Genomic DNA, 24,975 nt, shown 5'->3' with positions numbered 1-24,975 from the left:
CCGCGGCATCCGCCGCGCCGCAAACGATCTGGCATCCGCCTGGCTCGACGTCGAGCCCGACCAGGTGGCGGTCGAGGTCACCGTCGCGGCACCCGATGAGATCGTGGAACTCGTGCGCGCCAGCGACAAAGCCGAGGAAGAGGGCAACGCTGCCCGGGCGCGCGGGGCGCAGCTGCGCCGAGAGGCCGCACACGCGCTCCGGGAACAGGGATACCCCCTCGAAGCCGCAGCGGCCGTCATCGGCGTGAGCTACCAGCGAGTGCAGCAACTCGCCAGCTGAGGGCGGGACGAGACGATGCCGAACACCCCCCGGAAACGCATCATCGCCGCCCCCGTCCTCACGATCGTTCTCGCCGGATGCACCCCCGCGGCCGAGCCCGCGCCGTCAAGCGGCGACGTCGTGATGGGCCACAGCGCTGAGGTCACCGCCGTCATCGATGGCGACACCATCGAGATCTGGGCAGCCGGCGGAACTGAGCGGGTGCGGATCATCGGGATAGACACCCCCGAGATCGGCCGCGACGGCGCCGCTGACGAGTGCTACGCCCAGGAAGCGCGCGAGTACGTCAACGCGGCCCTGTACGGCCGCACCGTGACGATCTACCCCGACACCAGCCAAGATGACGTCGACAGGTACGGGCGGCTACTGCGGCATGTGCTCGTCGACGACCGCAGCATCGCTAAGGAAGCGATCGCCGCGGGCATGGGGTACGAGTACACCTACGACGAGCCCTACGGCGGCCAGGACGCCTACAAAGCCGCTCAGGAGGCGGCTGCAGCTGCAGGGGCGGGCCTATGGTCCGCGTGCAAGTGAACCCCGGACAGATGGAGGAACGATGACCGAAAACTTCGACGGGATCGCGGCAAGCAAGAGTGAGCGACGAGCCCGGTTCATCGCCGGTCTCGATCACAGCAGCCTCGAGAACCTGGCCACGTCCGCAGCGGCCGAAGAGCGCCGCGCCGCTCAGGCCGAAGAGCAGCGACGCAAGCAGGAACAAGACGATCTGCGCTCCGAGTGGGTATCGAGCTACCTCGACGCCACGCGGCCGGCGCTCACCCAGCACTTCGCGGAGACGTTCGAGATCCCCAAGGACTCACCTCTCCTGGCAGAGCTTCACTGGCGGTTCGACCCCAAGGAGCTCGGCGCACTCGTGTTCCGCGCTCAGGGAATGTCGGTCATGCCCATATCCCCCGGCGGCAACAGCACGGCTCCCCAGCTGCGCGCAGACATCGGCGCCCTCACGATCCAGGGGCAGCTGCGCGTGAACGCCGATGGCGACGTCACTGGGGCACAGTTCTCGGCTGTCCACGACCACTCCACCGTGGGGATCAAGAACCTCGAAGATCTCGGCCGGCAGATCGAATCCGCACGGCAGCGGCTCGCTGACCGATCCTGACCGTCACCGCGGCGCGGCCGCGGTGGGGGTTACCGCTGAGGCCCACACCCACGTCCGGTGCTCTACCTCTCCGACGAGGAACCGGATCGCCACGGCGTCCGCCGTCCACCGGCACGCCTGCCCATCGACCCATACCGGGGTTGCGCCGAACCGCACCCACGCGCGGACGGGCTTGGGTTTCGGGTCGATCGTCACCGGCTCGGTGTCCAGGCCGATCTCTTCACGCGAAAGAGACTGTAGGGGGCCGGCGTCCCGCGCGATGCGTTCCAGGATCTTCTGATCCATGCGCCTATCAACCGCGGCCGCGTACCGCTTGTTTGTCCCCACGGCCACACCTGCCCCTCTCGGGACCAGGGTAACCGCGTTAGAACATCTGTTCTACTCGGGCCGAAGGGAAGCGGCTCGGGCGTTCGCGCCGGCTGCGAGTGTCTCGCGTAGATCGTCGCGCAGGATGAACCAGGTTGACCCGATCTTGTAGCCGGGGATCACGCCGTCCTTGAGCCACTTGTAGACACCCGGCTTGGTCATCCCGAGTAGGTCGGCCACCTCGCCCGCGTCCAGAGTCGCCTTCAGGCCCGCGAAGAGGGCATCGAGGCTCGACACGGCGGGCTGATCAGAGTCGTCTGCGGGCACGCCCACATCGTAGAACGCTGCCGAGTCGTCCGCCGTCACAGGTCAAGCCGGATTGCGGCGGTCGCGGTTGCGCCGTCGGTATCGCAAAGCGCGCACGAGTAACACCGCGTGGGAAACCGTGATGAGCCCCCAGCCCGTAGCGACGACGATGTTCACCACCCGCGCTTCATCAGCGACCGCAACAGCGATGTAGATCACAGTCAGAATGCCGGCCCCGCAGGTCAGGCCGATGATCAGTCCGAACTGCGGGCCCGCGAGGCTCGCGACCGACCACGGCTTCTGCGACATGCGGGAACCATAGCAGCGAGCGGCGTACTGACGACGGCCCAGTACTGCTGAGCAGCTTCGAGTTGGCCAGCCAGAAACGATCGTTTCCGGCGGGCTCGTCGACGTCGACGACCAGGTGCACGACACGCCGACGATCCATCCGCCGAAACCCCCTGCCGAAACCGATTCACGCCGGAACCTCGGCAGTAGCGTTTTCGGCATGACGCACGAAGTGGGCTATGCGCGAGTGTCGAAGCGCGAGCAGAACCCGGACGCCCAGGCGGCCGAGCTACGCGCCGCCGGCTGCAGCCGCGTGTTCGTCGACCACGGCGAATCGAGCCGGGTCACAGACCGGCCCGAGTGGCGCGCCTGCCTCGACTACCTACGACCGGGGGACACCTTGAAGGTGCGCCGGCTCGATCGGCTCGCCGGCAGTGAGCGCATCCTGATCGAGACACTGCAGGATCTCGACGCCCGCCAGGTCAACATCGTGAGTCTCACGGAGCCGATGATCGACACGACGTCGCCGATGGGACGGGCGCTGTTTGGGATCGTGGCCGTGTTCGCGCAGCTGCGCGTGGACACGATCCGGGACAACACCCAACGCGGCCTCGACTACGCGCGTGAGCAGGGGCGGGTCGGTGGCCGCCCGAGCGTGATGACCCCGGAGCGCATCGCGACGGCTCGGCAGCTGCGCGCCGAACACCACAGCTGGGAGAGCATCGGCCGCGTGCTCGGCGTTGGTGCCACGAGTGTCCGACGTGCGTTGCAGCAGTGAATGAAGCCCGGCGCTTAGGACTGCTCACCTGTCCTCGCGATAGAACGCGATCATGTCCTGTGCGTAGTCGGCGATCTCACGATCAAGCTCGCCGATCAGCCCAGTCACGATGCTCGCGAGTTCGTCGTGGGGGATCAGCCCGAACACCATCGTCCGGTCGCCGGTTGAGATCGGCAAGCTCGCCTCGGGGAGAGCCCCAAGCCCGCGTTCTTGACGCCTTCCGGGCCGCGCGATCCAGTCGTCGTCAAACTCCGATTCGTCCATGTGCTCGACCGCATTGCGAAGAGCGCGTAGCTGCGGATGAGGTGCGCGCGGCTCGCGGCCGCGGTCGGTGTACAGCCTCTTGATCCACCGCTCTAGGTTGTCGGCGCTGATGACGAGGAGAGCTTCGGCGGTCCACGCTGCCTGCCAGGAAGCGGCAAGCTGATCCATGGTCACGTCGCCATCGTTGCGCTCGTATAGCTCGTCGAAGTTGTTGTAGATCGCGACGCGGTGTCGAACGTTGTGCAGCTGCTCCCGCACGGCTCCGGCCCAGGACACAGCTAGCGAAAGGATTACGTCCTCCCCGTCCGCGCTGAACGACTGCAATGGTCTGTTGGGATCGGGAGCCATGGACGAAACGTACTGGGTCTACCGGCGACGTATGCGACCGGTCGGCACCCGAGGGTGCGCGGAGGTTGCGGGGGAGGGGCCTACGGGGCGACGTTGAGCGTGCCGCTGGTGTACAGGAAGTCGATGTGCTGGTGGTGGCAGGTGTCCCAGAACTGCACGAGCGTGGGCCACGCGAGCGCGGCCGACGCGCTGCGGCAGTTGTTCTGCCCCACGCGCGTGCCCTTGGGTGCGACACCCGCGAGCAGGTCGAGCAGAGCGAACGTCTCGGGTGTGTTCCCGGTGACGGGCTGACCGCCGAGGCTGATGAAGTCCACGGCGTTGCCGCCGCCGTTGATCCAGTGCGCGTTGGTGCCGAGGTTGCTCCCGGCGCATCGTCGGTTGAGGTCCGACAGGCCGACAGATTCGAAGCGTTGGAGCGCGAGGGTGATCAGCTGCAGCACCGGAAGATCGATCAGGCAGCCCTCGGCTGCGGTTCCCGCGGCCATGTCCCGGACCTGCTTTTCATAGCGCGGTTCCTGGATCGTCAGGGTGCCGTCGTCGAGCGCGGCGGCGAGCCCCTGGGCGAGTTCCGCGGCGTCGCCGGACACGCTGCAGCCGGCGGGCACGGAGCCACCGCCAGAGAGCGATCCGAGGTAGGCCGTGATCGCGATCGCGGCGGGGCGCCACTTCACATAGTGGAAGGGGTCAGAGTTGATCTGCACGCGGTTGATGGCGATGGACGGCTCCAACGCTTCCCACCCCTGCACCGCGGCCAGGCGCTCGAAGAAGCGCGTTGCTGATGTCGTGGGGTCCATCCGTTCTTCGACGGTTCCCCATGAGCTTTGTTGCTGGAACAGACCGATGGAGTCGGCGATCGAGCCGTCAGGGTTCACGGCGTTGTCGCCGTAGTTGATGTTCACCAGCGAGGACTCACCGAGCGCTGCCTGCACCCCGAGCGACTGTGCCGCCGGGGGCAGGTTCAGCTGCGCGGCCGCGTTGATGATCGCGGCGGCGTTCACGAGTTGGTCGCGGCCATAGCCCGACACCGAGGCGTCGGCGGGAATCGCGGCCGCGTTGACCGGGCCGGCCGAGGGGGTGCAGGCGTTGGCCGGCTCGTTCCCGTCCGAGGTCAGCGCGATGACGAGTCCGAGGATCAGCGCGACGGGCAGGATGATTGCGCCGGCTAGGAGGCCGCTTCGCTTCATTCGGGGGGCGCCATTCTGTCGACCTGCCAGGGGTCCGCGTGGTCAGGGCGGGTGACGTACGCGGTGTACGTTCCGGCGTCGGTGGGCACGCTGACGAGGAACGTGAAGACACCATCGCCGGACGCGATCGAGGCGCCCCCGGTGTACGCCGTGCACGGAACCGTCGCCGGGTCCACCGTGTCGTAGGCGGTGACCGCTGCGGGGGTCAGCAGCGGGGACAGTTCGTCCATCCACTGCGCTTTCGCAACACCCGGCCTGCAGTAAGCCGTGACGGCCTCGACGGCGATTGCCACGGCCGCGTCGGGCGCTGCGGGGTCGGGCTCGTGCTCGTGATCCCCGAGCGCTTCGCTCGGCGTCGGGCTCGCTGTCGACGACGCAGACGGCTCGGGGGCGGATCGCGTGGGCGACTCACTGGGCGACGCCGCCGGGGCACAACCCGACAGCATCCCCGCGACCAGAAGGCCGCCGCCGACGAGGGCCGCGGCGTACGTCTTACGAGTGGTCATCGTTCTGCACCGCGGGAGCAGTTGCGGCCTTCGAGCCGCGCGCCTTGCGTGACCGGGCGGTGGTCGTGTTGGGAACCAAACCAAGCTTCTTCAACTCGGCTTCGGTCCAGCCCGTGCGCAGGGCGTTGGTGCGTGCGCGTGCGACGGCTGCGGTCGCTTCCTGCAGCGCGGCGTGAGCGTCAGCCTCGGCCTGAATCGCACCCGAGAGAGATTCGCCCGCGGCGATCTTCTCTTCCACCTGAGCCAGTACAGAGTCGCGAATATTCATAGTCATACCGTCAGCCTACGTTCTTCTGATTGAAGTAGCACCTGCCATTTTTGCGGGACGATTCGTGCACCTCGGGACGCATATCCGGCGAGAGATCGAGCACCAAGACCAAGGGCTGCCAAGCGATCGAGAAACCAACCTCAGAAGAGCATCTAGCGACAACAGATGGTGTGCCAAGTCCGTAAGACCAAGACTCCGTGACAGCAGCTCACGAGATCTGATTGCAGCTCTATACTCGCTAGTGCTCGAAGAGCTTTCATCAGATGCACGTATGCTACGGGCTCCGCCCATAGTACGCTGGCGCTATGCGCGGCGGACTGATCTTTTATCGAGGGATTGGCAGCGCTGCGCGCGCCTACCTCGAATCGGATCACTCGCACGCCGACGACTACTACCTCGAACACGGCGCCGCGGTTGCCGAGTGGACGGCCCTGGACAGCAGCGGCCAGGTCTTCGACCGGTCGACGCTGGACGGGGACGCCTATCAGGCGTGGGTCGACTGGCAAGACCCCCTCACGCTCAGCAAGCGCGGCAACCCGCGTGATGAGGTGCGGCTGACGAAGGACGGCGATGTCGTCGTTCGGCCGTCCTCCCCTCGGTTCGTTGAAATGACGGTCAACTGCGACAAGTCCCTGTCTGTTGCCGCCGCGATGTTCCCGGAAGTGTCCGCCGCGCTCGACGCCGCTCAGGCGCAGGCCGTCGAGGCGATGGGCGGGTACATGGCGCAGAACTCCGTTACCCGTGTCGGTGCGCGAGGCTCGCAGCGGTTCGTTCCCGTCGAGCGGCTGGAACAGGTCGCGGTGGTGCACCGCACCTCGCGCGCGGGCGACCCGCATCGGCACGTGCATGTGCAGTGGAACACGCGCGTTTTCGCCGAGGGCCAGTGGCGCGGGCTGCACACCGCGGCGACGTTGCGGCAGCAGGCGGCGCTACGCGGCGTCGGTGAGGCTGCGATCAACTCGCACGCTGAGTTGCGGGATGCGCTGGCGCGCGTGGGCCTCACGTTCGATGCCGCGACCGGCAAGGTGACGAACCTTGAAGAGCACGCGCGTGTCCTCTCCAAGCGGGCCGATCAGATCAACCGTCACGCGGCCAGGTTCGAGGCTGAGTGGCGCGCTGCGCACCCCGGCCAGGAGCCTGACCGCGCGCTGCGGCTCCGCTGGGATCAGCAGGCATGGGCGCTCGATCGGCCGCAGAAGGCGAACGCCAACATGGCCTCCGAGACGGTGTGGTTGCAGGAGATGAAGGACGCCGGTCTGCAGGTCGACGGGTTCGCACCGACCGCGCCAGCAGAGCGCGTCACAGTGGGCTCGCTTACCGCGGACGAGCTAACCGCGGAGGTGCTTACCGCCGCCGAGGCGCGCGGTTCCGCGTGGTCGATCGCGGACCTTGAAGGGCACGTCGGTCTGGCCGTCGCGGCACGCAACATCGAGTCGGACGCGGAGTCGATCAACACGTTCGTCCGAGACGCTGCACAGCAGATCGCGCGCCAGCTGCCGACGCTGGAAGTGGAGATCTCCGGTCAGATTCCGCAGTGGGTCCGCAACATCACCAGCGACCGGGTGCTGCACGTCGAGCGGACGCTACGCGACCGCTTCACGACGCGCGGCATGGAATCGGGGCTGGTGTTCCCGGGCGAGACGATCGGCACGCTGAACACGCAGCAGAGCGACGCCGCCCGCGCGATCGCTAGCCGTGCGCCGCTGGTCGTGATCGAGGGCGCGGCCGGCTCGGGAAAGACGACGATGCTCGGCGCCGCGCGCGAGCTTGCCGCCGCCGACGACTACCGTCTGTTGATCGTGGCGCCCACGCTCCGCGCTGCAGCCGAGGCGGCGTCCTCCACGGGCGCCGCGGCATCCAGCGCCCACAAGCTCGCTCACGAGTACGGCTTCCGCTGGACCGATGCCGGCGCCTGGTCGCGGCTCGCGATCGGTGACGTAGACCCGGCGACCGGCGCCATTTTCGAAGGCCCCAGCGCCGAGTTCGTGGTCGACCAGGACACTCGTATCGTCATCGACGAGGCGGGAATGATCGACCAGGATCTCGCGTACGCGGTGACGACGATCGCCGACGAAACGGGCGCCGGTGTCGGCCTCATCGGCGACCGCGCGCAGCTGCCGGCAGTCGGCCGAGGCGGCGTCCTCGACATGGCCGTGGCCGCGCACCCGCGACCCCTCGACATGTCCGAGGTGCACCGGTTCCGTCAGCCCGAGTACGCCGCGATCAGCCTCCGCATGCGCGATCGCGTCGACCCGGGCGAGACCTTCGACCAGCTGGCCGCAGCTGGGCACATCGTCCTGCACGGCAGCGACCAGGAAGTGGTTGCAGCGATCGGCGCCGACGTCGTGGCCAAGGCTGAGGCCGGCGCGACGATCGCGGTCGCGGTGCCCTCCAACGAGGCCGCGACGGAGATCAACGCGATAGTGCAGGACGCTCGTGCACGGGCCGGTCACACCCGGACCCCGGGTACCGAGGTTGCCGGCATGGACGGACTCAGCATCCGCCCCGGCGACAAGTTGATGACCCGCCGCAACGACCGCGACCTGGGCGTCGCTAACCGCGACGTCTGGGACGTCGCCCGGGTGCACCCCGACGCCTCGGTCACCGTGAAGAACGGCGCGAACAGCGTCCGCCTCCCGGCCGAATACGTGCAGGAGCACACGCACCTTGCGTACGCGACCACCGAGTACGGCGTGCAGGGCGCGACGGTCGCCTACGCCCACGGGGTGGTCACTGAGTCGTCGTCGGCGCAGGCGTTGTACGTGGCCGCCACGCGCGGCCGCGAGAACAACTCGCTGCACATCGTCGCGGCCGATCTCGACGAGGCGCGGGGCGTATTCGTCGACGCGATGGGCCGGCAGTCGGGCGATCGCGGCGTGGAAGCAGCGCGCGAGGCGATCCGCCGCGACCTCGACGGGATCGTGCTCCCGCAGGGCGGCGCCGACGAGAACGTGCAGTTGCCGGCAGAGGAGGCGAGCGTGGCCACGATCGACGAGCCGCAGGGGCGTTCCATCACGGAGGAACGCATCGCGGCCGAGGAACGTTTGTTCGCCGTGCAGCTGCGCGACTTCGAGGCGACTCGTGCCGCGTGGGAGCGCCGGCACCCGGGCGAGAACCCCGACGAGTACCGCCAGACCGTCCGCGCGGCCGAGAACGCCGCAGCTGCCGCGACGTCGGCGCGCGAGGAAGCCGAGCGCGCGGCCGAGAGAGCAGCTGTCGACGCTGGCGAGTCGACGTGGCGCCGCGACTACGACCAGGTGCAGCAGACCGCGACCGCGGCCGAAGAAGCGGGCCCGTTCCGACGTCGCGCAGCGCAGCAGGACCACGACGCCGCTGTACGTTCCTTCACCGACCGCCACCAGGCCGCTCCCACCCCCACGCCGCCGCGCGAGCTCGTCGACGGCTGGGCGCGCTCCGCGACCCGGCCAGGGGCAAACGAGACCGTGGACCGGGCTCGTCGACGCGAGGAAGAGACGCGCGATCGCGCGGCCGCATTGAAGGCCGATCCGGCACCGACGAACGCGCCCACCCGGCCCACGCGCGGCACTCCCGAGCAGGAGGCCGCGAAGGACGCTGCGTACCGTCGACGCCAGCAGAGCACGTCGCGACAGCAACGTACACAGACCGCAACCGCGGCGGTCCAGAACCGCCAGCGCAGGCCCCGACTCTGACCGCTAGAACGAGTAGCCCCGGTGCTGTTGCACCGGGGCTACTGTCAGTCGGATCCGCCGTTCCCCAGACGATGCTTCGCGCTCGCTATGAGATCTGCGAGCTCGGCCTTCGTGGTTCCCTTCCGCTTCCAGAGGCGAAGGTTGTTCGCGAAGTCTCGCGCCCAGAGGTTGGTCGGCGCGCCGGCTGCGACGATCTGGTTCACGTCTGCGTCGGTCTGAGGGTCCGTCGGGGCGAGGGCGAGCAGTCGCATGGAACGTGCGGTTTCCGCACCTCCTGCAACGATCTCGGCGTCAAACCATTGCGCCAGCTGTTCGTCTTCATTCGGCGCTGCGGCCACCAGAAGCGTCAGCGCAACTCGCAGTTCCCGCATGGGTTCTGCGAGGGGCTCGGCGCGGAGGTTGATGGTGTTGAGGGTGGCGAGTGCGGCGAGGGCGCGGGCAAACGCCTCGTTGACGCGATCCTCAGTTCGAGCGGCAGCAGCTGCTTTGCGTTCCGACCTCGCGAGGCCGACTGCGACCACGGTTGAGATGATGATCGCTGCGCTGGGCAGGGCGACGTCGGCAACGATCTGCAGCGGTCCGGGTTCCATGCACACACCGTAGGGCGCCGGCCATCACTCGTGCCGGGTTGTGGCCCGATTGCGTGTGGCGCGGCACGCGCCGGAACGTCGCACGAGAACAGCCCCGGCGCGAAAGCGCCGGGGCTGTTGCAAGGGCTTCTATGCGGAGCCCCCTCGTGTCTCTCTGCTCACGTCGAGGCGCTGGCGGGGCTTGTGCCCGTACCCGCACTCTCGGAAAGCGCCCCGCTGCTGGTCGACCAGCAGAGGCAGGTGATAGTCCAGGACGTCGCGGAGAAACGTGTGCAGCGCCGGTAGGGCGCCGTCCTCCGCCGCCGCCAGCATCAGGTTCCATTCGTCGCGGATTGCGGTCAGGCGGTGCACGGCGTCGGGGTGCTCGGCCCACTGCGGGCACCAACGAGTGTCTGCGCTCCCCGCGGGTGCGAGGAAGTCCAGCAGCGTGCCGTCGACGAACGCGATCAGTTCGGCGCTCGGCTCGGTCAGGGGCAGATCGTCAGCGTTCAACTTCGACTCCTGTCGTTGCGGTGCGGTGCACCTGTACGGGGGCTTGGTTGCCGCCGTTGATCAGACGTCGCATCTGCTTGTCCTTGAACCAAGGAACCGACTTCACCAGCACCGGCCGGCATCCCGAAGCGAGCACCACCATGCGGCCCAGGGACAGCGACGCGAGGTCGGCAATCGACATGATCCGATCCGAGGATCGGGTCCGGTTCACGTTCCGCTGACCGTTCTGATGGTTCGTGGTCGTCTCGGTGTACTCGTAGTCACCGATCCGCTCGGAGAGGTCGCGCAGGAAGCCGTTGGAGGCGTTACCGCCACCGAAAACCTGGATCGTCGACGCGCCCCACAGCTGCGCGAACCCGCGCGGGCTCCACACTTGCTCGCCCTGCTCCTGGCTCTGCAGGATCGTCGTCACGACGATGCCCCGCGAGCCGTAGTGGGTGTACTTGGCCGGCAGGTCGGGGATACGACAGATGTTGCCGGCCTCGTCGAGCACGGCCATGAACGGCACCGGGCGGCGCCCGGAGGGCTCACGCTTGGCGTCGTTCTCGGCCGCCGTGAGGACTGCGCGGGTGAGTGCGGCCACGAGAGGGCCGGCGGACGCCGGCCCTTCCTCGCTGAGCAGGTACAGCGTGTCTGACGGCGCCGCGGAGAACTCTTCGGGCTTGAACTCCGTGAGGCCGGCTGTCGGCGTCACACAGGCGCGCAGCGACTCCGAGGCCAGGAACCGCATCACACCCTGAGCGAAGCCGTACACGCCCGAGCGCGTCTCCTCGACGAGCGCCTGCGTCGACTCGATGTCATCGGCCATCGCCGGGTACCGCTCCTGCAGCACCCGTGCGGGCATCGGGTTGTCGGGGCGGCTCAGCCAGTCGAACACCACCGGCAGGTAGTTGCCGTTCACCGCGGCCGCGAACAGGTAGTTGGCCACCAGGTCGCGGCCGCTCTTGGCGAAGAAGTCGTCCTTCTTCTCGGCGTCGTACGACGCTGCAGCGAACACGTCGGCGAGTACAGCGGCGTCCTCGATCGTGCGGACGGTCGCCAGAGGGTTCCACCAGCACCGGTTGTCGGTGTGCGCTGCAGCGAGGCCCTGGGGATCGAACAGCGACACCCGGCCCATCGTGGCCCGGTGCCCGGCGGTGACCATCAGATCGGGCTTGTTGCCCGTCACCAGGAGCGACCCGGGGGCCTCGACGATCGCCGGGATGACGATAGACACCGACTTGTTGCGGCGCGGGCCGGCAATGACGGTGATGGTGTCCTCATAGGAGGCGCGCAGCGCCGTCGCGCCGATCACCGCGTACCCGACCAGGACGCCACGGAACCGGCGAACGTCCAGGCCCATCCGCTTGTGCTTCTTGGCCAGCGCCCCGGGCAGCAGCGGCGCGATCGAGCGCCCCTTGCCCATGTACGGGGCCGCACGGTCGGCCGGCGAACGGTCGCGGGACTTGCGCACCGCGACCACCACGGCGACGACGATGACCGCCAGGACGGCCACGGCGACCGCAATCGCCGCGGCCGTGTGAGTGGCCGTCCACGGCTCGCGGCCCATCACGCCGGCAACGGGGTTAACGAACTCCACCCGCCCCGTGCTCATCCACCGCGCGATCGTCCACACCGACCCTGCCCCGATCGCCGCGAACAGGGCGATCAGGGCAGCAACAGCGGCGCCAGCGCCGGCACCTGTGTTCCGGGTAACGGCGGACATCAGCCGGCCCGCCTCGTCCTGATCGTCTCGCTCTGCTTTCGGAACCGCTCATCGGTGATGTGCAGGCCCTTCTGCGTAGGCGTCTGCACCATCTGAACCGGCACACCCGGCCGGCCCTCGACCTTGAACAGCACCTTTCCTGCCCCCGGAGGCGCCGCCTGCCGGCCATCGGCCATCGGGCGGCTGCGCCAGGTCTTGGCGGCGTTGAAACCAGACACCAGGCGGATCTCTTCTGCCGTCAGCGGCTTCACCTCGCCGAGGGCTTGGAGATCCTCGCCGGTCAGTGCGAGCAGCGCGAGCACGCCCGAGCGCTCGGCGAGGCCGCGGGCCTTCATGCGGTCCTCTTCATCGCGGAGCGAGAGCATGTCCTTCGGAGAGTGCGTGATCTTCATTTCTGCCGTTCCCACAGACCGGTTGGACCGCGACAGAGCGTCCACCCGGTCGACGATCCCGGGCGTCGACCGCATCGGATACCAGAACTCATCCATCAGCGTCGTGAAGCCGGTCCAAGTCACCGCGGGAGTGTAGATCTCCCCCGCGTCGGCGGCCTCGGCCGCGATCCGCTCTTCATGCTGCGCGAGCTCCCAGTGAGCATCGATCGCATCCATGCCCATCGACCAGGACATCAGCATGGCCGTCGACAGCAGCTTGGTCGCCGTCGCGGGGATCGAGGACGTGTCGAAGCAGAACCCGCCGCGGTTGCCCGGGTCGATCTCGATCGACTCCGTGCCGCCCAGCAGCCGGCCCAGGTCGCCGCCGAGCATCGCGCGCAGCGACTCCCCCAGCCGCGCGAACCGGGCGCGGAACGACTTTGCGTCCTCGAACCCGGACACGGCGAGAACCCGCGCCGAGGGCTCATAGAACAGCGCCGACAGGTCGCTGGTGACCGGCCGGCGGTTGCGGGCGAGAATGTCCGTCACCATCGCCTCGATTACCGCGTCGTCGATGTCGTCGAGCGGCACGCCGCGGCTGACCCGCAGCGCTGCCTGTGCCTGCTGGACGACCTTCCACGTCGCCAGGCGGTTCACTTCCTCGCCGGCCTGACCACCGATGATGTCCGCCGCTCGCCCCAGCGGGCCGCGAGACAACAGGTTCAGTTGGTGCCGCGCAGTGGGCCCGAACTCGAACACCTTCCCGCCTGCCTGCTCGACAAGCGGCGTGTGCTCGCCCTTCTTCAAGGGGTTGAACACCGCCGGCACCATGCCGCGGGCCATCATCCCCAGTTGGATCGTCTGCGCCGTCGAGCTTTTGCCCACGCCGTTGATCCCGAACATGAACATCGACGGCGACGAGATCACGCCCTCCATGTACAGCGAGTGGTGATCCATCGCCACGGCCGTTCCCGTCAGTAGGTCACGACCGAGGGGAACCCCCGAGACCGGGCGGGCGGTGCCGGTCACGAACGGGTAGATCCCGCATGCCTGCACCGACGACGAGTACCACAGCGGGGCTTTCGGCACCCGGTTCCACCGTCCCCCGCCTGCACCGATAAAACCCATCCGGGCTAGGGTGCGCGGCCGCGCGCGCATCCAGGCTGCTTGACGGCTCATGCGACCTTCCCCATCACTTTCTCGATCTGCGTCTCGTAGAGCCACGGGAGGATTCCCAGCGGCAACGTCGTGTGGAACGCCGGGCCGGCGTCGTGCTCGCAGAACCGGTACGTCAGCGAGGACGCCTCGAGTAGCGACTTCAGCTTCAACGTCGCCTCCCGGTACGACCGGGTGTCGGGCTCGAACGTCACCGTCACCGCCATTCCGAACCGCGTGATCGCGGCGCCAGAGGTCACTTCCTGTTCGAGCTTCGCGGCGTGCTGCACCACGCGGTTGTCGCGCTCTGTCCGCCGCGCTTTCGCTGTGGCTACCGTCGATGCCGTCGCCCCCATCTGCTCGACCAGAGCCGTGCTCTTCGCCGCTGACACCGGGCGGTAGAACGTGGTGACGCGCTTCCGGAGGAACCGCTCGGACGGGCGGAACAGCGGGGCGAGGGTATCTTCCGTGATGTGCAGGCGCGGCGGCGCCAGCACCAGAGCCGTCATCGACGCCACCTCATCGTGGAGGCACACCCGCCGGTTGGAGTCGTCAAAGTAATCGGGGCCCGCCTCGGTCACTCGCAGAGCGTTGTGGTGGCCGCGAAGCTCATCGCTCGCGATCTCCGTCGACCGCTCAGGGCTGTACGCCACCCGCACCGCGTCGGCGATCATCCCGCTCGTGGCCGTCACAACCGCGCCGCCGCCCGCGTCGCGCAGCGCGTCGACGTGGTACGGCAGCTTGGACGCGACCTCGGCCACCGCATCCTCGATGCCCCCAGCGAGGGCCGGGACCGACCAGGAGATAGTGACCCAGGTCGACAGTTCGGCGTAGCGTTCCGGGAGCCGCTGCGCGGCCTCCATCATCGCCTGCCGCGCCACCGCGGGCGCTTGCGGGTCAATGTCGGAGGCGATCTTCTGCACCAGCGGTTCCGAGGACCGCAGCGCCGAATCAACGATCGTCACCGCTCCCGCGATCGCAGTGTCCCGCGACAGCGACGCGATGACGTTGCCGTACCAGGCGATGTCCTGATCGATCTTCGCCCGCTGCTGCAGGTCGGTGCCCTCGGGGTTGCACGCAAACACCGCCGTCACCGTCTCCACGTTCGGGTCGTACAGGAGCGTGAACGGGTCACCACGGCCATCCGTACCGTCGACCTCCCGCAGGTTCCCCAGCAGCCCCGGCAGGCCGGTGAGGTTGTCCGCCGGCAGGTTCGAGAACAGGCCCGAGTTGAACCGGGCTTCGCCCCGGTCCACACGTCGCACTCCCGACAGCGCGGTCGACAGGCGGGAGGCGATCGTCTCCCCCGTCGCGTCTCCCCCGAACCGCAGGACAAACACCAGCTCGAACAGCAGCGCGGCGCCGAACACGATGAGCCCGACCCCAAACGCTCCGCGCGTGAAGAACATCACCATCAGGATCAACCCCAGCAGCAGGATGCCCCAGCCCACCACGGTCAGCCCGCCGATGGTCGCTTTACGCACCGGTATCCAGTTCCCGAACCGGGTTCGCTCGGTCGGAGTGATCTGCTCAGTGCTCATTGAAAGTGTCCTCCACAGTCGTCGTACTGCCCTGAGGCAGCGCCCTCGCTACGTCACGCGCCGCATCCCAGCCACGGCCAGAACCAGACCCGCCACCACTGCCCGATGCGGCATCCCAACCGCCCACAGCCGATCCGCCGGCACCGCCGGCAGTGCTCGGGCCGCTCGCGCCGGTCGGCGCCGCAGCGCCGCCCCCAGCAGCCCCAGCCGTACCCGCACCGGACGCGCCGCCGCCGGCCGCGCTCGCGCTTCCCGCTGCGCCGCCAGCTGCAGCCGTGCCGCCACCCGCGGCCACCGCTCCGCCGCCTGCAGCCGCTCCACCGCCGGCAGCAGCCGCGGCACCACCGCCGGCCACGACGGGCGCAGCGGCGCCGCCCGTGGCCACGACAGCCCCAGCGGCGACACCCGCGGTCATCATCGCGCCACCAGCGCGCATCATCATCGATCCGGCGCTCGCGCTTCCCAGCGCCGCAGCCGCCGGCATCACCAGCTTCACCAGCGCCGGCAGCGCGAACAACGCCAGCAGGAAGATCGCCATACCGATCATCACTCCCGCCAGGCCATCGGCCCCCTGCCGCAGCACAATCGACATGCCGTACAACGCCGCAGCCAGCGGCGAGTACAGCAGGAATGCGATCAGCCACCCAGTCGTCTGGGTGAACATCTTCTCGTGCCGCTCGAACATCGCGCCCGACGCCGCGACCGGCCAGAACGGCACGAGCACCGTCAGCGCCACGGCCCGCAGAATCATAATCAGCCACTGGATGCCGACCACGATCAGCCCGAAAACGCCGAAGATCATCGCCATAGCGATGTTGCCGCCGAACGTCGCAACATCACCCACCAGGTTGGGGGTACTGCCGCCGCTCGCAGTCTCCAGAATCCAGCGAGACAACACGTTCGACCCGTTCAACATGACCTGCAGGAAGAACGTTCCTCCCACCGTTACCAGGATCGCGCGCAGCAGCCTCTTCGCCGCGTCTGCAGCGGGCTCGCCGCGCGCCATCAGCATCGTCCGGATACCCGCGACCATGAGACCGATCGCGAGAAGCACCGCCTGAATCGGCCCCGCCACCGCGGCGAACCACTCCGACGTCGCGCCACCGATCACAGCCTCCGGGGGCGACTGGATCCACGACGTGAAGAACCCGTTCCACAGATCGTTCGCGCCCTTGAAAAGCTCCTGAGTGAACTTCTCCATCTGCGAGCCCACCAGCCCGCCGATCGCCTGCGGCACGCACTCCCCACCGTTGAAGATGAAATCTCCCGCACCCGAGCACTCAGCCATTACTCGACCCACCTAACGAAGTCATCAGACGTGATGTCGACCGGGCTGCCCGAGCTTCCATCGTCCTTTGGCCGCATCTTCCAGTCGTCGTCCTCCCACACGACCGTCATCGGAAACCCGACGTACCCAGTCGCGTTGCGCGACGTCGTGACCACCACGTAAAGAGAAACGCGATCCACGGTGTACTCATCGATGCGGTAACCAGCGAACGTCATCCCTGCAGACGCCCAGCTTTCGGTCGCGCCCTCATTTGAGGCCGGCGCCGTACGCAGAACTTCGCTCTTGCCCGGCGATTCCGCCGTGTAGAAGTCCAGCGAGCCCACGGGAGCGCCCGATCCGACCATCGCCTCGGAGTAGAACGTGGCCGCGAACAGTCCCGCACCCGCAGGCGAGCGCTCGAAGCACGCCGGATATCCGTCACGCTCCTTCGTCGGGCCGGCCGATGACGACACCGGCCAGGTGAACCCTCGCGCGGCTTCCCACGCGAGATCGGCCGGCGGATTCACCTCGTCCGATTCGCCGGCTTGGCAGTACCCGCCGGCGACGCCTCCGGCAGCCGTCGGTGACGCGGACGGCACCCCGCCCGCGTCGTCGCCACCGCGCGGCGCGGTGAGGAGGAGGACGGCCGCGATGAGGCTGGCGACTGCCACGATGGCAACCACCAGCCCGATCCATGCGTTCTTCTTCACCGTCGAGCTCCCTATCGCTGGATGCAGTCGGTGGGGACCTGCAGGAAGATCGAGACGATGCCCGACGCCGCCGCGATGGCGACCATGCCGGCGATCCACCAGCCGAGGCGCGAGAGAATTTGTCCGCCGTCGCCGCGGTTGTGCTGGAAGAACATCCCGATACCCACCAGGATCAGCGCGATAACCGCGAGAGCGACGGCGATGATCTGCACCCAGAATCGGGCCGTGTCCAGCGCGTTCTGCGCTTCTCCGGGCAGGCAGTAGGGCGCCATCGGGACGATGTGCGTCGCGGTCGTGGCGACGTCAAGAACCAGGTTCACGGGGTTTCCCTCCATTGTTCGCGGACAACCGCAGCAACTTTTGCCGCGGCCTTCTTGATGGCTGCGTTCTCCGGGACGGAGATCATGCCCCGCAGTGCGGGGAGCCAGGGCACAGGGACGACGGGTGCCGCCCCCTGTAGAACTCGGACTGCGCGCCGCACCTCGGGCGGCAGCTTCCCCGCTGCGTCGGCGACGAGCAGGATTGCGCCGGCTTTGGCCGAGTACCGCTTAGCGGCCTCGACTCCGGCGAGGGTGGAGCGGACCACGATCAGGGCGGGGCCGTGGTCGTCGTCGACGTCGGACACCTCCACTCCCCCGAGCAGCTGCGCCCACACGCTCACGCCGGCCCCCTGATGGGCGCCGATCATCGGCAGCCGGCGGGCCGGGATGGTCCCCGCGGGCCAGATCTCTTGCGCGCCGCTTCGCAGGTAAGCGCGCACCGACCCGTCAGCGTTCACCCGGAACAGCGTCCGGCCCGAAGTTGTGTGTTCGAGCGAGATCTCCCACGGCGCCGGGGTCCGCACGTACTCCATCGCGTAGGCGAGCAGCTGCGGCACTGAGCCTTGCGTGTAGTCGGCGCCAGCGAACCGCCACGCTTGCGCGTGCATCGCAGCAACGACGGCGCTCTCATCCGCGGACCGCGATCGTCCTTCTCCTGATCGCATCATCCCGACTTCCCCATGCTGCTGCGCTCCCCCGCGTCGTCTGCGTTTTTCCGGCTCGTGCCCGCCCAGATTCTTCGCAACAAGTAGACGATATGTGTCTGACATGAGCCCTCCGATCCTTCATTTGTCCCCCAAATGGGGGACAAACCCTGAATGGAATCTTCGTATCTGCTAGCTTGATTAGCACTTACCACGAATGTAGTCCCGCTTTCGGGGCATTGCAACCGAGAGGCGGCGCGGATGAGTTGGCACAATGGGGCGGTGCCCTCCCGCCACGAGTTCTCCTCCGAGATGCCTGAGCGCGTCCGCAACGTGCTCGACGCGCTCGGGTCGAACAACCGCGTAGAGGCCTTGCTGTTCTTCTCGGCCCACCGCACCGCAAGCCGCCAGCAACTCGCGGCCGGCACGTCGATCCCGTTCGGGAGCACGAGCGTTATCACCAACGACCTGCAGCGCTTCGGCTACCTCGTGGCCAGCGACGAGGGCGGGCGCCGCGGCGCGCCCATCATGTACACGATCGACCGCAAGCGGCTGCACGATGACGTCGCCGCCCTCATGGCTCACTTCGCCAACCTCGGTGACTGATCTCTCTCCCACCTCGGACCACCCTTTCTCTGCTTTCGACGTCAGTCGATGGCTCGCCATCGGCTGATATCTGCCGCCTTGCACGCAGTGGAGGGTGCAGTGCAGGTCGCGTCGACGTTCCGGGCGTGGCGGCTTGTCCGACACGCCAGGGTTGTCGACGCCGAGCGATTCCAGCGGAATCGCGACGCCTGAACGGAGCCCGGAGCGGAGTGCAACGCCGTAAAAGGCACTGCGCCGCTCCGTCGGCGTCCACTTGGGCGACGCCCGCGCACGGCCCCGGTCCCCCGGTTTCATTCATTCGGACTACGTGACGAGCGGCTGCTTAGCGTGAAAGAGATAGCGCCCGATATCGACTGATATCGGGCGCTATCTCGTGCTATCACGCTTTGAGTGGGGCTCGCTGCACCGCCGGCGGAGACGGGAAGATCCGCAGCCCTTCGTCCTCCACGTCGAAGCGGGCATCCCGGTACACAGAGTGCACCGCCGGCAGCTTTGCGACGAACGCCGCCTTGAACTGCCGCACCTGCGCATACTGCGCGCCGAACTGCGCGTGCAGCTGCGCCCAGGTGATGAGGCTCGGGCGCTTGGCACTTGGGAGCCGGTAGTTCAGCCAGGCGAGGATATCCATCGCCATCGGGCCGTGCTTGGACATCAGCGCGACCGAGCGGAGGTCGACGGGAATCGGGGTGTCGAGAATGTCTTGGACGAACTCGGCCGACAGCACCACCGAGTTGCCCCACAGCCCATCAGCGGCCATGTCCCCCGCCGCGTCCCACCACAGCTGGTACCCGCGGGCGATCGTGTATTCGCTCGTCCGCACGCCGCGGCCGCCGCCAGCCTGGGCCGTCTCCGTGACCGAGATCCGCGCGCCAAACAGTCGCGGCACCTGGTCCATCACCAGCTTGCCCTGCCGGCCACCCCAGGCTTGCCCGAGGTCTTGCAAGAACTTCGGCAGCGATGCCGAGAATTCAAGTTGCAGCCGGCCGTCCGCTTCACGGTCGCTCTGCCGGCGGACGATCTGGGTTGTGAGCCACGGCAGGATCAGGCGCGGGTACTTGCCGAAGGGCATCTTGTACGCCGCTACGCCCGTCTCCGGATCCACGACGCGGGCGGGCTCCACAGCGAGGTTCATCGAGCCGTTGCGGCGCTCCCAGGCCCGCAGATGCGGGTCGGCGACCATCGGGTCGCGATAGGGCAGGCAGGTCTGCGTGAACACGCGACCGGTGAACCCGAGATAGCCGGCGTCATTCGCCTCGTCCTCGCCGATTGCGAGGGCGTAGTCGGCTTGCGCGAGACGATCCGAGGGGATCGTGGGCAGCAGCGGCGAAGCCGTCTGGCGGGTGGTCTTCTTCTCTACACTGGACATCGCCCAGCCCCTCTCAGAAGTAGGTGCAGTCTTCATCGATTTGGCTCTTCTGACGGGCCCGGGAAGTCAGCCCTGAGCGTTCCCGCGCTCGGGGCTGGCGCCATTTCAGGGCCACACATTGGTTCGCACACTACACGAGCGTCCCGCTCCCCCGGGACGCACCCGCCGTAGCCGGCAGGCTGTGCAGAACTCGGGTCACGAGAAGTTCTCCACGGTACTTTGGTGACGCGCGGTACTTTGGTGACGCTCGGCCGAAGAACCGCGGAATCACGCGGCAAAACGCACGGTACTTTGGTGACGCGCAGATCTGTCCACGGTACTTCTGTGACGCCTTACACGGTACTTTGGTGACGCCCACACCCCCGCGATCCCTGTCGGGAGTAGGGCGAAGTCGGGTCTGCCAGTAATAGTTCTTCCTGTAGGTCTTACCTGTAATCAGTGACCGTTTCGCTGTGGAATTGGGGACAACTCGCCCCGCACCCACGCTGAGAGCACGTCGGCAGGACCGTGAGCCCTCGCTCCATCATCGAGGGTTGCCGCTTCTTTCCCTCCGCTGCGCTCCGGGAAACAAGCGCCTTCGCAGGCGGGCTCACAGACGAGATCACCCGTCACAGCCGATAGCACTTGATATCATCTGATAGCACCCGCTAGCGTTGGATATCACCTGATAGCAATGGAGGACTGATGATCATTCTGTTCGGAGGCACCAAAGGCGGTCCCGGCAAGAGCACCGTGGCGCTGAACCTCGGCGTCGCGCTGGCAGCCGAGGGCGCACGAGTGTTGTTCATCGACGCTGACAAGCAGCGGACGTTGGCGAAGTGGCACGCCCGCCGGATCGAGGCCGGCCACGAGCCCCGCATGACCCTCGTCGAGAAGCGCGGCAACCTGCACGCCGCGATCGGAGACCTCTCCGAGAACTTCGATCACGTCCTGGTCGACGTCGCCGGCGACGACAACGAAGAAATGCGCACCGCGATGACGATCGCCGATCAGCTGATCGTCGTCCTCCGCGCCAGCCAGTTCGACGCCGAAACGCTCGAGGAATTCTCCGACGTCATCACCGCCGCGAAGAACTTCAACCCCAAGCTGGTCGCACGCGCCCTGTTCAGCCAGGTACCCACCTACAACGGCGAGACCGAGACCGAGGACGTCAGCGAGTACGTGCGCGAGTTCCCCGAACTCACCGCCCTTGAATCCGTCATCGCCTACCGCAAGATCTTCCGTGACTCCGTCGCAGACGGTCGCGGCGTCCTCGAAATGCCCTCCAAGAGCGCGTCGCAGGGCGCAGCGAAGAGCGAGCTCCGCAAGCTCGTTCAGGAGGTGATGGCGTAATGGCGATCGTCCGCAACAAGAAGAACGCACCCGCCGCAGACCAAGACGCCATCGCCGCGTTCGGCGCTGCAGCCGAGGCACGCCCCGAACCAGAGGCCACCGAGCCGGCCACCGAGCCGGCCCCCGCGCCGGCCAAGAAGGCGGCGAAGCCGACCCCCGCCGCCGAGCCCAGCGGGGGAGACGGCCCGAAGAGCACCCTCGTCCGCTGGGAAGGCTACGAGGACGTACGAGACGAGATCTACGACTACCACCGCCGCGAGCGATACACCGTCCAAACAGTCATCATCGAGGCGCTGCGCCTCGGACTTGCGCAGATGAACGATCGCTAGCACCCGCTATCACCTGATATCTGCTGCTATCACGTGAAGGGGTCGGCCCGTGTGGGGTCGGCCCCTGTCTCTCTGTCGGGAGGGCGTGGCTGGTCAGCGACCGCGAAGCCGATCGAGCCATCCACTACGCTGCGGCGGAACAGGCTGCCCGCCGCCGGCCGCGATCTCGTCCAACGCCGCCCTCACCTGGCCCCCCAGACGTTCCAGGTTCTCCGGGTCGTCAAACGCCGCACGACCGAGCCGCCCAACTGTTTCGGCCTGCCGTCCCGCGACTGCCTCCATAGCGGCCAGCGACGCCACGCCCCGCTCCGGTGTATCGATCAGGATCGGCCATTCGCTGACGACACCCGTGTGGTTGGCACCCAAGCTTGCAGGGTCTGAGTAGGAGGCAATGCCGAAAACGTGCAGCACCGTCCGGTACGAGGCGCGAAGCTCGTCCTCAACCTCGTTCGTTCCCGACGACGTGTCGAACGGGCCGTGCATCCAAGTCACCTCGGCCAGCACACAAGGCACTCCCAGCACCGCAAAAGCGCCCAAGCGATGGTTCCCGTTCATGTGCACCCGAAACACCGCGCCCAGCGGCGTCTGCCAGCCCTGCAGGTACAGCAAAGGCTGGCGCCCGGAAGGTCCCAGCAGTTCCACGAGCCCCGCCGGAGACCCCCGCTCTGCGGCGATCCGAGCCGCGAACTCAGCTTGCCCCCGCACGGGTTCCTTCCGAAATGTGCGGTTCTGCGGATCAAAGTTCCGGGACCAGTCGCCCTGATCCCGGTGGAATGACTCAATCCCCGCGAAGCTGTTGAACACGCGCGCCGGGTCCACCCAGAGCCGTTCTGGCTCGACCAACCGCGCCCGGGAACCCGGCTGCAGCGCAGGGTCCGACGGGTCGGGGAAGTCTGGCCGCGGCCGCGCGGCAAACTTCTCCACCTTCTCCATCAAGTCCGCGACACTCGGCTTGACCAGGCCAGCCAAATACGAGCGCAGCAGCGTTACACCGACCGGGAAGTACCTCTCATCCCCAAGGAGCCACCCGTCCCGAGCAAGAGCCTCCCTGCCCTTGTCGACAAACCGGCTTTCGGGTGTCAACCGATACAGATCCTCACGCGGCGTTGTCAGCCACCAATCGTCGCTACTCACGCCCGCAATCATGCACCCAGGGATCGATCGGCCGATGACCAACACCACTCACAGCTATCAGTTGATAGCACGCGATAGCCCGTGATATCTGACCCGTCCCACAGGGGGCCAGCTTTCTTGGCTGAATACGGGGGAGTAGGGGAGAGGGGAACGGGAAACGACGTCAGCAGGCGCCCAGCCGCTCCGGCAGCGTCCGCCCCGAGCCCGCCAGAGCGACCCTGCATGCGGTGACGGCCACGAGACGCGAACCCTGGGAAACGCGGGGATACCCAGCCCTTCCGAACTCCCAGCAGCCCCGGCGCTCACGACCCACAGAAAACACGATCCAAGGACTACTATTCGGGGTTGTGCCGGGAGTACAAGGCGGGGTAGAATTTAATCATGGATGAGGCGCAGGAAACCCGCGGAACGGTCACCGTTTACAGCAAGCCCCGCTGCGTTCAGTGCAACGCGACCTATCGAGCACTCGACGCCAAGGGCATCAGCTACACCATCGTGGATCTGTCCCAGGACGACAACGCCCTGGAGTACGTGAAGGATCTGGACGCCACCTACATGCAGGCCCCGATCGTCGTCGTCGACGAGCACGACCACTGGAGCGGGTTCCGCCCCGACTGCATCGACCGCATCGCGGCCGCGGGGGTGAAGTAATGGGAAACGTCAGCAGCCCGCTCGTGAAGGCCATCGAGCAGACGTGGAGCGCGATCCAGCGCCGCCACAACGACGTTCCCGAGGTCGTTGTCACCCTGGCATCCGGCACCAGCACCCGAGGCATGAAGCTCGGTCACTTCGCCGCCGATCGTTGGGTGCGCGGAGAGGCGGCCATCCACGAGCTGTTCATCGGCGGGGAAGGGCTCGCGCGTGGGGGAGTGGGCACCCTCGGAACGCTCGTGCACGAGGCCGCACACGCCGCTGCGGCAGCCCGCGGCATCCAGGACACCAGCCGGCAAGGCCGCTACCACAACAAGCGGTTCAAGGAGATTGCCGAGAGCTTCGGACTCGCCCTCGAACACGACCCCTCGATCGGGTGGAGCACCACCACCGTTCCCGACGCCACGGCCGCCCGCTACGCCGCCGAGATCCGCCGTCTCGATGCCGCGATCACCGCACACCGCCGCGCCGAGATCATCGGCGGGGGAGGGCGCGCCAAGACCAACAACGGCAAAGCCGCCGTGTGCAGCTGCGGCCGCAAGATCCGCGCCTCCCTCGCCGTCCTCGACGCCGGCCCCATCCTCTGCGGAATCTGCGGAGACGAGTTCGAAGCCGAAGCCGCATAACCAGCGCGGGGGCGCTACTAAATACCCCCAGCGCGGGGGCGCTACTAAATACCCCCAGCGCGGGGCGCCCCCAAATGACCCCAGCCACGGAGTTGACACCTAGGTGTCAAGAAAAGCACAATGCGGGGTTGTATAGACAATACAAGTCGGGATAGAATATGGTTATGACGAAGCCGCAGAACTACCGAGACGTGAGCCGCTTCCTGCGGTCGCAGGGTTGGGAGAACACGCGCACGCGGGGGAGTCACCACATCTGGCAACCCGCCGACCGCAGCCAAACCCTCTCCATCCCCGTGCATAGCGGCATCGTGAAGGCCGGCATCGTCCGCCAGGTGCAGACCGCATTCACGAACACCCCGAGCAGCTGGAACTGAGAGGAGACGGACCCGGTGAGCATGCGAATTCTCGTCACCCACAAGGGTGAAACCGGCTACCTCCACACGGAGGTCGGCGCCGACCTTCGCACCCATTACGCGCTGACCCTCGACGAGCGGAACGCGGACGCCTACAGCGACCGGCGCCGAGCCGAGAAGATGGCCACGCGAGTCCGCGGCCGATTCGAGTCGGTCGCGCTCGAAGACGCAGCAGCACCCGAGAACTAGGAAGGAAACGCCAATGACCCGCACGCTCACGGCGCACGCACACATGGACCCGGACGGGTCGTGGACGGTCGAGATTCCCGAACTCACATCGAGCACCCCCAGCGGGGCAACGATCGTCGCGACCGGCTCGGCAACGAACTTCCGCGGCATCCGCCGCGCCGCAAACGATCTGGCATCCGCCTGGCTCGACGTCGAGCCCGACCAGGTGGCGGTCGAGG

31 protein-coding genes are annotated in these 24,975 nt (G+C 67.4%); 13 read left to right on the top strand and 18 right to left on the bottom strand.

Annotated elements, in window-relative coordinates; all coding sequences use genetic code 11:
* The 3 genes from PUW82_RS14955 to PUW82_RS14945 all read left to right on the top strand — a co-directional run.
* On the top strand, positions 1 to 280 hold a 280-nt coding region (locus tag PUW82_RS14955; protein WP_274223118.1), incomplete at its 5' end, for a hypothetical protein.
* A gap of 15 nt (positions 281 to 295) precedes the next feature.
* Positions 296 to 814 carry a thermonuclease family protein gene (locus tag PUW82_RS14950; protein ID WP_274223117.1) on the top strand — a complete coding sequence of 173 codons (519 nt, stop codon included), beginning with the start codon at positions 296 to 298 and terminating at the stop codon, positions 812 to 814.
* Between the two features lie 22 nt (positions 815 to 836).
* Positions 837 to 1,397: a hypothetical protein gene (locus PUW82_RS14945; protein ID WP_274223116.1), complete on the top strand. Its 561-nt coding sequence runs from the start codon at positions 837 to 839 to the stop codon at positions 1,395 to 1,397.
* 3 nt (positions 1,398 to 1,400) lie between these two features.
* On the opposite strand, the gene PUW82_RS14940 is transcribed toward PUW82_RS14945, so the two are convergent.
* The 3 genes from PUW82_RS14940 to PUW82_RS14930 all read right to left on the bottom strand — a co-directional run bounded on the left by PUW82_RS14940 (position 1,401) and on the right by PUW82_RS14930 (position 2,318).
* Positions 1,401 to 1,682 (bottom strand): hypothetical protein, encoded by a 282-nt coding sequence (locus tag PUW82_RS14940; RefSeq protein WP_274223115.1) that lies wholly within the window; start codon positions 1,680 to 1,682, stop codon positions 1,401 to 1,403.
* Between the two features lie 93 nt (positions 1,683 to 1,775).
* Complete coding sequence (locus PUW82_RS14935; protein ID WP_274223114.1) at positions 1,776 to 2,030, bottom strand: helix-turn-helix domain-containing protein; 255 nt, start codon at positions 2,028 to 2,030, stop codon at positions 1,776 to 1,778.
* 42 nt (positions 2,031 to 2,072) lie between these two features.
* Entirely contained in the window at positions 2,073 to 2,318 is a 246-nt protein-coding gene (locus PUW82_RS14930) for a hypothetical protein (protein WP_274223113.1), read from the bottom strand.
* 115 nt (positions 2,319 to 2,433) lie between these two features.
* On the opposite strand from PUW82_RS14930, the gene PUW82_RS14925 reads away from it, so the two are divergent.
* Positions 2,434 to 3,075, top strand: coding sequence for a recombinase family protein (locus tag PUW82_RS14925; RefSeq protein WP_274223112.1), 642 nt, complete (start codon positions 2,434 to 2,436; stop codon positions 3,073 to 3,075).
* Positions 3,076 to 3,099: 24 nt separating this feature from the next.
* On the opposite strand, the gene PUW82_RS14920 is transcribed toward PUW82_RS14925, so the two are convergent.
* The 4 genes from PUW82_RS14920 to PUW82_RS14905 form a co-directional block, all read right to left on the bottom strand.
* A complete protein-coding gene (locus PUW82_RS14920; protein ID WP_274223111.1) occupies positions 3,100 to 3,687 on the bottom strand; it encodes a hypothetical protein in 588 nt (195 codons plus the stop codon).
* 80 nt (positions 3,688 to 3,767) lie between these two features.
* Complete coding sequence (locus PUW82_RS14915; protein WP_274223110.1) at positions 3,768 to 4,871, bottom strand: hypothetical protein; 1,104 nt, start codon at positions 4,869 to 4,871, stop codon at positions 3,768 to 3,770.
* Positions 4,868 to 5,377, bottom strand: coding sequence for a hypothetical protein (locus tag PUW82_RS14910; RefSeq protein WP_274223109.1), 510 nt, complete (start codon positions 5,375 to 5,377; stop codon positions 4,868 to 4,870). Before PUW82_RS14910 ends, PUW82_RS14915 begins: the two co-directional genes overlap by 4 nt.
* Positions 5,364 to 5,645, bottom strand: a complete 282-nt coding sequence (locus PUW82_RS14905; protein WP_274223108.1) for a hypothetical protein — start codon at positions 5,643 to 5,645, stop codon at positions 5,364 to 5,366. Before PUW82_RS14905 ends, PUW82_RS14910 begins: the two co-directional genes overlap by 14 nt.
* Before the next feature lie 305 nt (positions 5,646 to 5,950).
* Between PUW82_RS14905 and mobF the strand changes: the two genes are divergently transcribed.
* A complete protein-coding gene (gene mobF, locus PUW82_RS14900; RefSeq protein WP_274223107.1) occupies positions 5,951 to 9,316 on the top strand; it encodes a MobF family relaxase in 3,366 nt (1,121 codons plus the stop codon).
* Positions 9,317 to 9,360: 44 nt separating this feature from the next.
* Here the strand turns inward: mobF and PUW82_RS14895 are convergent, their stop codons facing one another.
* The 9 genes from PUW82_RS14895 to PUW82_RS14855 all read right to left on the bottom strand — a co-directional run bounded on the left by PUW82_RS14895 (position 9,361) and on the right by PUW82_RS14855 (position 18,024).
* Positions 9,361 to 9,906, bottom strand: coding sequence for a hypothetical protein (locus PUW82_RS14895; RefSeq protein ID WP_274223106.1), 546 nt, complete (start codon positions 9,904 to 9,906; stop codon positions 9,361 to 9,363).
* A gap of 129 nt (positions 9,907 to 10,035) precedes the next feature.
* Positions 10,036 to 10,398 carry a DUF4913 domain-containing protein gene (locus PUW82_RS14890; protein WP_274223105.1) on the bottom strand — a complete coding sequence of 121 codons (363 nt, stop codon included), beginning with the start codon at positions 10,396 to 10,398 and terminating at the stop codon, positions 10,036 to 10,038.
* Positions 10,388 to 12,103 (bottom strand): type IV secretory system conjugative DNA transfer family protein, encoded by a 1,716-nt coding sequence (locus tag PUW82_RS14885; protein ID WP_274223104.1) that lies wholly within the window; start codon positions 12,101 to 12,103, stop codon positions 10,388 to 10,390. Before PUW82_RS14885 ends, PUW82_RS14890 begins: the two co-directional genes overlap by 11 nt.
* Positions 12,103 to 13,653, bottom strand: coding sequence for a putative type IV secretion/conjugal transfer ATPase (locus tag PUW82_RS14880; protein WP_274223103.1), 1,551 nt, complete (start codon positions 13,651 to 13,653; stop codon positions 12,103 to 12,105). The genes PUW82_RS14885 and PUW82_RS14880 overlap by 1 nt, the downstream gene beginning before the upstream one ends.
* Positions 13,650 to 15,170, bottom strand: coding sequence for an SCO6880 family protein (locus tag PUW82_RS14875; RefSeq protein ID WP_274223102.1), 1,521 nt, complete (start codon positions 15,168 to 15,170; stop codon positions 13,650 to 13,652). The genes PUW82_RS14880 and PUW82_RS14875 overlap by 4 nt, the downstream gene beginning before the upstream one ends.
* Positions 15,160 to 16,458 carry a TrbL/VirB6 family protein gene (locus tag PUW82_RS14870; RefSeq protein WP_274223101.1) on the bottom strand — a complete coding sequence of 433 codons (1,299 nt, stop codon included), beginning with the start codon at positions 16,456 to 16,458 and terminating at the stop codon, positions 15,160 to 15,162. Before PUW82_RS14870 ends, PUW82_RS14875 begins: the two co-directional genes overlap by 11 nt.
* Entirely contained in the window at positions 16,458 to 17,147 is a 690-nt protein-coding gene (locus PUW82_RS14865; RefSeq protein ID WP_274223100.1) for a DUF8175 domain-containg protein, read from the bottom strand. Before PUW82_RS14865 ends, PUW82_RS14870 begins: the two co-directional genes overlap by 1 nt.
* Before the next feature lie 11 nt (positions 17,148 to 17,158).
* Positions 17,159 to 17,467: a TrbC/VirB2 family protein gene (locus tag PUW82_RS14860; RefSeq protein WP_274223099.1), complete on the bottom strand. Its 309-nt coding sequence runs from the start codon at positions 17,465 to 17,467 to the stop codon at positions 17,159 to 17,161.
* Positions 17,464 to 18,024 (bottom strand): hypothetical protein, encoded by a 561-nt coding sequence (locus PUW82_RS14855; protein ID WP_274223098.1) that lies wholly within the window; start codon positions 18,022 to 18,024, stop codon positions 17,464 to 17,466. The genes PUW82_RS14860 and PUW82_RS14855 overlap by 4 nt, the downstream gene beginning before the upstream one ends.
* Positions 18,025 to 18,372: 348 nt before the next feature.
* Between PUW82_RS14855 and PUW82_RS14850 the strand changes: the two genes are divergently transcribed.
* Positions 18,373 to 18,717, top strand: coding sequence for a hypothetical protein (locus tag PUW82_RS14850; protein WP_210007878.1), 345 nt, complete (start codon positions 18,373 to 18,375; stop codon positions 18,715 to 18,717).
* Between the two features lie 379 nt (positions 18,718 to 19,096).
* On the opposite strand, the gene PUW82_RS14845 is transcribed toward PUW82_RS14850, so the two are convergent.
* A complete protein-coding gene (locus PUW82_RS14845; protein WP_274223097.1) occupies positions 19,097 to 20,083 on the bottom strand; it encodes a replication protein RepA in 987 nt (328 codons plus the stop codon).
* Positions 20,084 to 20,767: 684 nt separating this feature from the next.
* On the opposite strand from PUW82_RS14845, the gene PUW82_RS14840 reads away from it, so the two are divergent.
* Together PUW82_RS14840 and PUW82_RS14835 are read left to right on the top strand one after the other, a co-directional pair.
* Entirely contained in the window at positions 20,768 to 21,415 is a 648-nt protein-coding gene (locus PUW82_RS14840; protein ID WP_274223096.1) for a division plane positioning ATPase MipZ, read from the top strand.
* Positions 21,415 to 21,744, top strand: coding sequence for a hypothetical protein (locus PUW82_RS14835; RefSeq protein WP_274223095.1), 330 nt, complete (start codon positions 21,415 to 21,417; stop codon positions 21,742 to 21,744). The genes PUW82_RS14840 and PUW82_RS14835 overlap by 1 nt, the downstream gene beginning before the upstream one ends.
* A gap of 93 nt (positions 21,745 to 21,837) precedes the next feature.
* Here the strand turns inward: PUW82_RS14835 and PUW82_RS14830 are convergent, their stop codons facing one another.
* Positions 21,838 to 22,878 carry a hypothetical protein gene (locus PUW82_RS14830; RefSeq protein ID WP_274223094.1) on the bottom strand — a complete coding sequence of 347 codons (1,041 nt, stop codon included), beginning with the start codon at positions 22,876 to 22,878 and terminating at the stop codon, positions 21,838 to 21,840.
* A 381-nt stretch (positions 22,879 to 23,259) separates the two neighbouring features.
* On the opposite strand from PUW82_RS14830, the gene nrdH reads away from it, so the two are divergent.
* The 5 genes from nrdH to PUW82_RS14805 all read left to right on the top strand — a co-directional run.
* Positions 23,260 to 23,529 (top strand): glutaredoxin-like protein NrdH, encoded by a 270-nt coding sequence (gene nrdH / locus PUW82_RS14825; protein ID WP_274223093.1) that lies wholly within the window; start codon positions 23,260 to 23,262, stop codon positions 23,527 to 23,529.
* Positions 23,529 to 24,155 carry a hypothetical protein gene (locus tag PUW82_RS14820; protein ID WP_274223092.1) on the top strand — a complete coding sequence of 209 codons (627 nt, stop codon included), beginning with the start codon at positions 23,529 to 23,531 and terminating at the stop codon, positions 24,153 to 24,155. Before nrdH ends, PUW82_RS14820 begins: the two co-directional genes overlap by 1 nt.
* 164 nt (positions 24,156 to 24,319) lie before the next feature.
* Positions 24,320 to 24,529, top strand: coding sequence for a type II toxin-antitoxin system HicA family toxin (locus PUW82_RS14815; protein WP_210007872.1), 210 nt, complete (start codon positions 24,320 to 24,322; stop codon positions 24,527 to 24,529).
* Positions 24,530 to 24,544: 15 nt separating this feature from the next.
* Positions 24,545 to 24,757, top strand: a complete 213-nt coding sequence (locus PUW82_RS14810; RefSeq protein ID WP_274223091.1) for a hypothetical protein — start codon at positions 24,545 to 24,547, stop codon at positions 24,755 to 24,757.
* Positions 24,758 to 24,770: 13 nt separating this feature from the next.
* Positions 24,771 to 24,975 (top strand): hypothetical protein (locus tag PUW82_RS14805; protein ID WP_274223090.1); only part of this gene is annotated, 205 nt, incomplete at its 3' end.

Origin of the sequence: Microbacterium thalli, assembly GCF_028737325.1 — a bacterium.
Taxonomy (GTDB): domain Bacteria; phylum Actinomycetota; class Actinomycetes; order Actinomycetales; family Microbacteriaceae; genus Microbacterium; species Microbacterium thalli.
This window is presented reverse-complemented; position numbering and strand designations above follow the sequence as displayed.

Coding starts and splice junctions, on each gene's coding strand:
- PUW82_RS14920 (WP_274223111.1), bottom strand. CDS start 3,687: ATGGCTCCCGATCCCAACAGACCATTGCAGTCGTTCAGCGCGGACGGG.
- PUW82_RS14850 (WP_210007878.1), top strand. CDS start 18,373: ATGAGTTGGCACAATGGGGCGGTGCCCTCCCGCCACGAGTTCTCCTCC.
- PUW82_RS14820 (WP_274223092.1), top strand. CDS start 23,529: ATGGGAAACGTCAGCAGCCCGCTCGTGAAGGCCATCGAGCAGACGTGG.
- PUW82_RS14895 (WP_274223106.1), bottom strand. CDS start 9,906: ATGGAACCCGGACCGCTGCAGATCGTTGCCGACGTCGCCCTGCCCAGC.
- PUW82_RS14880 (WP_274223103.1), bottom strand. CDS start 13,653: ATGAGCCGTCAAGCAGCCTGGATGCGCGCGCGGCCGCGCACCCTAGCC.
- PUW82_RS14870 (WP_274223101.1), bottom strand. CDS start 16,458: ATGGCTGAGTGCTCGGGTGCGGGAGATTTCATCTTCAACGGTGGGGAG.
- PUW82_RS14875 (WP_274223102.1), bottom strand. CDS start 15,170: ATGAGCACTGAGCAGATCACTCCGACCGAGCGAACCCGGTTCGGGAAC.
- PUW82_RS14885 (WP_274223104.1), bottom strand. CDS start 12,103: ATGTCCGCCGTTACCCGGAACACAGGTGCCGGCGCTGGCGCCGCTGTT.
- PUW82_RS14835 (WP_274223095.1), top strand. CDS start 21,415: ATGGCGATCGTCCGCAACAAGAAGAACGCACCCGCCGCAGACCAAGAC.
- PUW82_RS14915 (WP_274223110.1), bottom strand. CDS start 4,871: ATGAAGCGAAGCGGCCTCCTAGCCGGCGCAATCATCCTGCCCGTCGCG.
- PUW82_RS14840 (WP_274223096.1), top strand. CDS start 20,768: ATGATCATTCTGTTCGGAGGCACCAAAGGCGGTCCCGGCAAGAGCACC.
- nrdH (WP_274223093.1), top strand. CDS start 23,260: ATGGATGAGGCGCAGGAAACCCGCGGAACGGTCACCGTTTACAGCAAG.
- PUW82_RS14940 (WP_274223115.1), bottom strand. CDS start 1,682: ATGGATCAGAAGATCCTGGAACGCATCGCGCGGGACGCCGGCCCCCTA.
- PUW82_RS14815 (WP_210007872.1), top strand. CDS start 24,320: ATGACGAAGCCGCAGAACTACCGAGACGTGAGCCGCTTCCTGCGGTCG.
- PUW82_RS14905 (WP_274223108.1), bottom strand. CDS start 5,645: ATGAATATTCGCGACTCTGTACTGGCTCAGGTGGAAGAGAAGATCGCC.
- PUW82_RS14910 (WP_274223109.1), bottom strand. CDS start 5,377: ATGACCACTCGTAAGACGTACGCCGCGGCCCTCGTCGGCGGCGGCCTT.
- mobF (WP_274223107.1), top strand. CDS start 5,951: ATGCGCGGCGGACTGATCTTTTATCGAGGGATTGGCAGCGCTGCGCGC.
- PUW82_RS14930 (WP_274223113.1), bottom strand. CDS start 2,318: ATGTCGCAGAAGCCGTGGTCGGTCGCGAGCCTCGCGGGCCCGCAGTTC.
- PUW82_RS14845 (WP_274223097.1), bottom strand. CDS start 20,083: ATGTCCAGTGTAGAGAAGAAGACCACCCGCCAGACGGCTTCGCCGCTG.
- PUW82_RS14945 (WP_274223116.1), top strand. CDS start 837: ATGACCGAAAACTTCGACGGGATCGCGGCAAGCAAGAGTGAGCGACGA.
- PUW82_RS14950 (WP_274223117.1), top strand. CDS start 296: ATGCCGAACACCCCCCGGAAACGCATCATCGCCGCCCCCGTCCTCACG.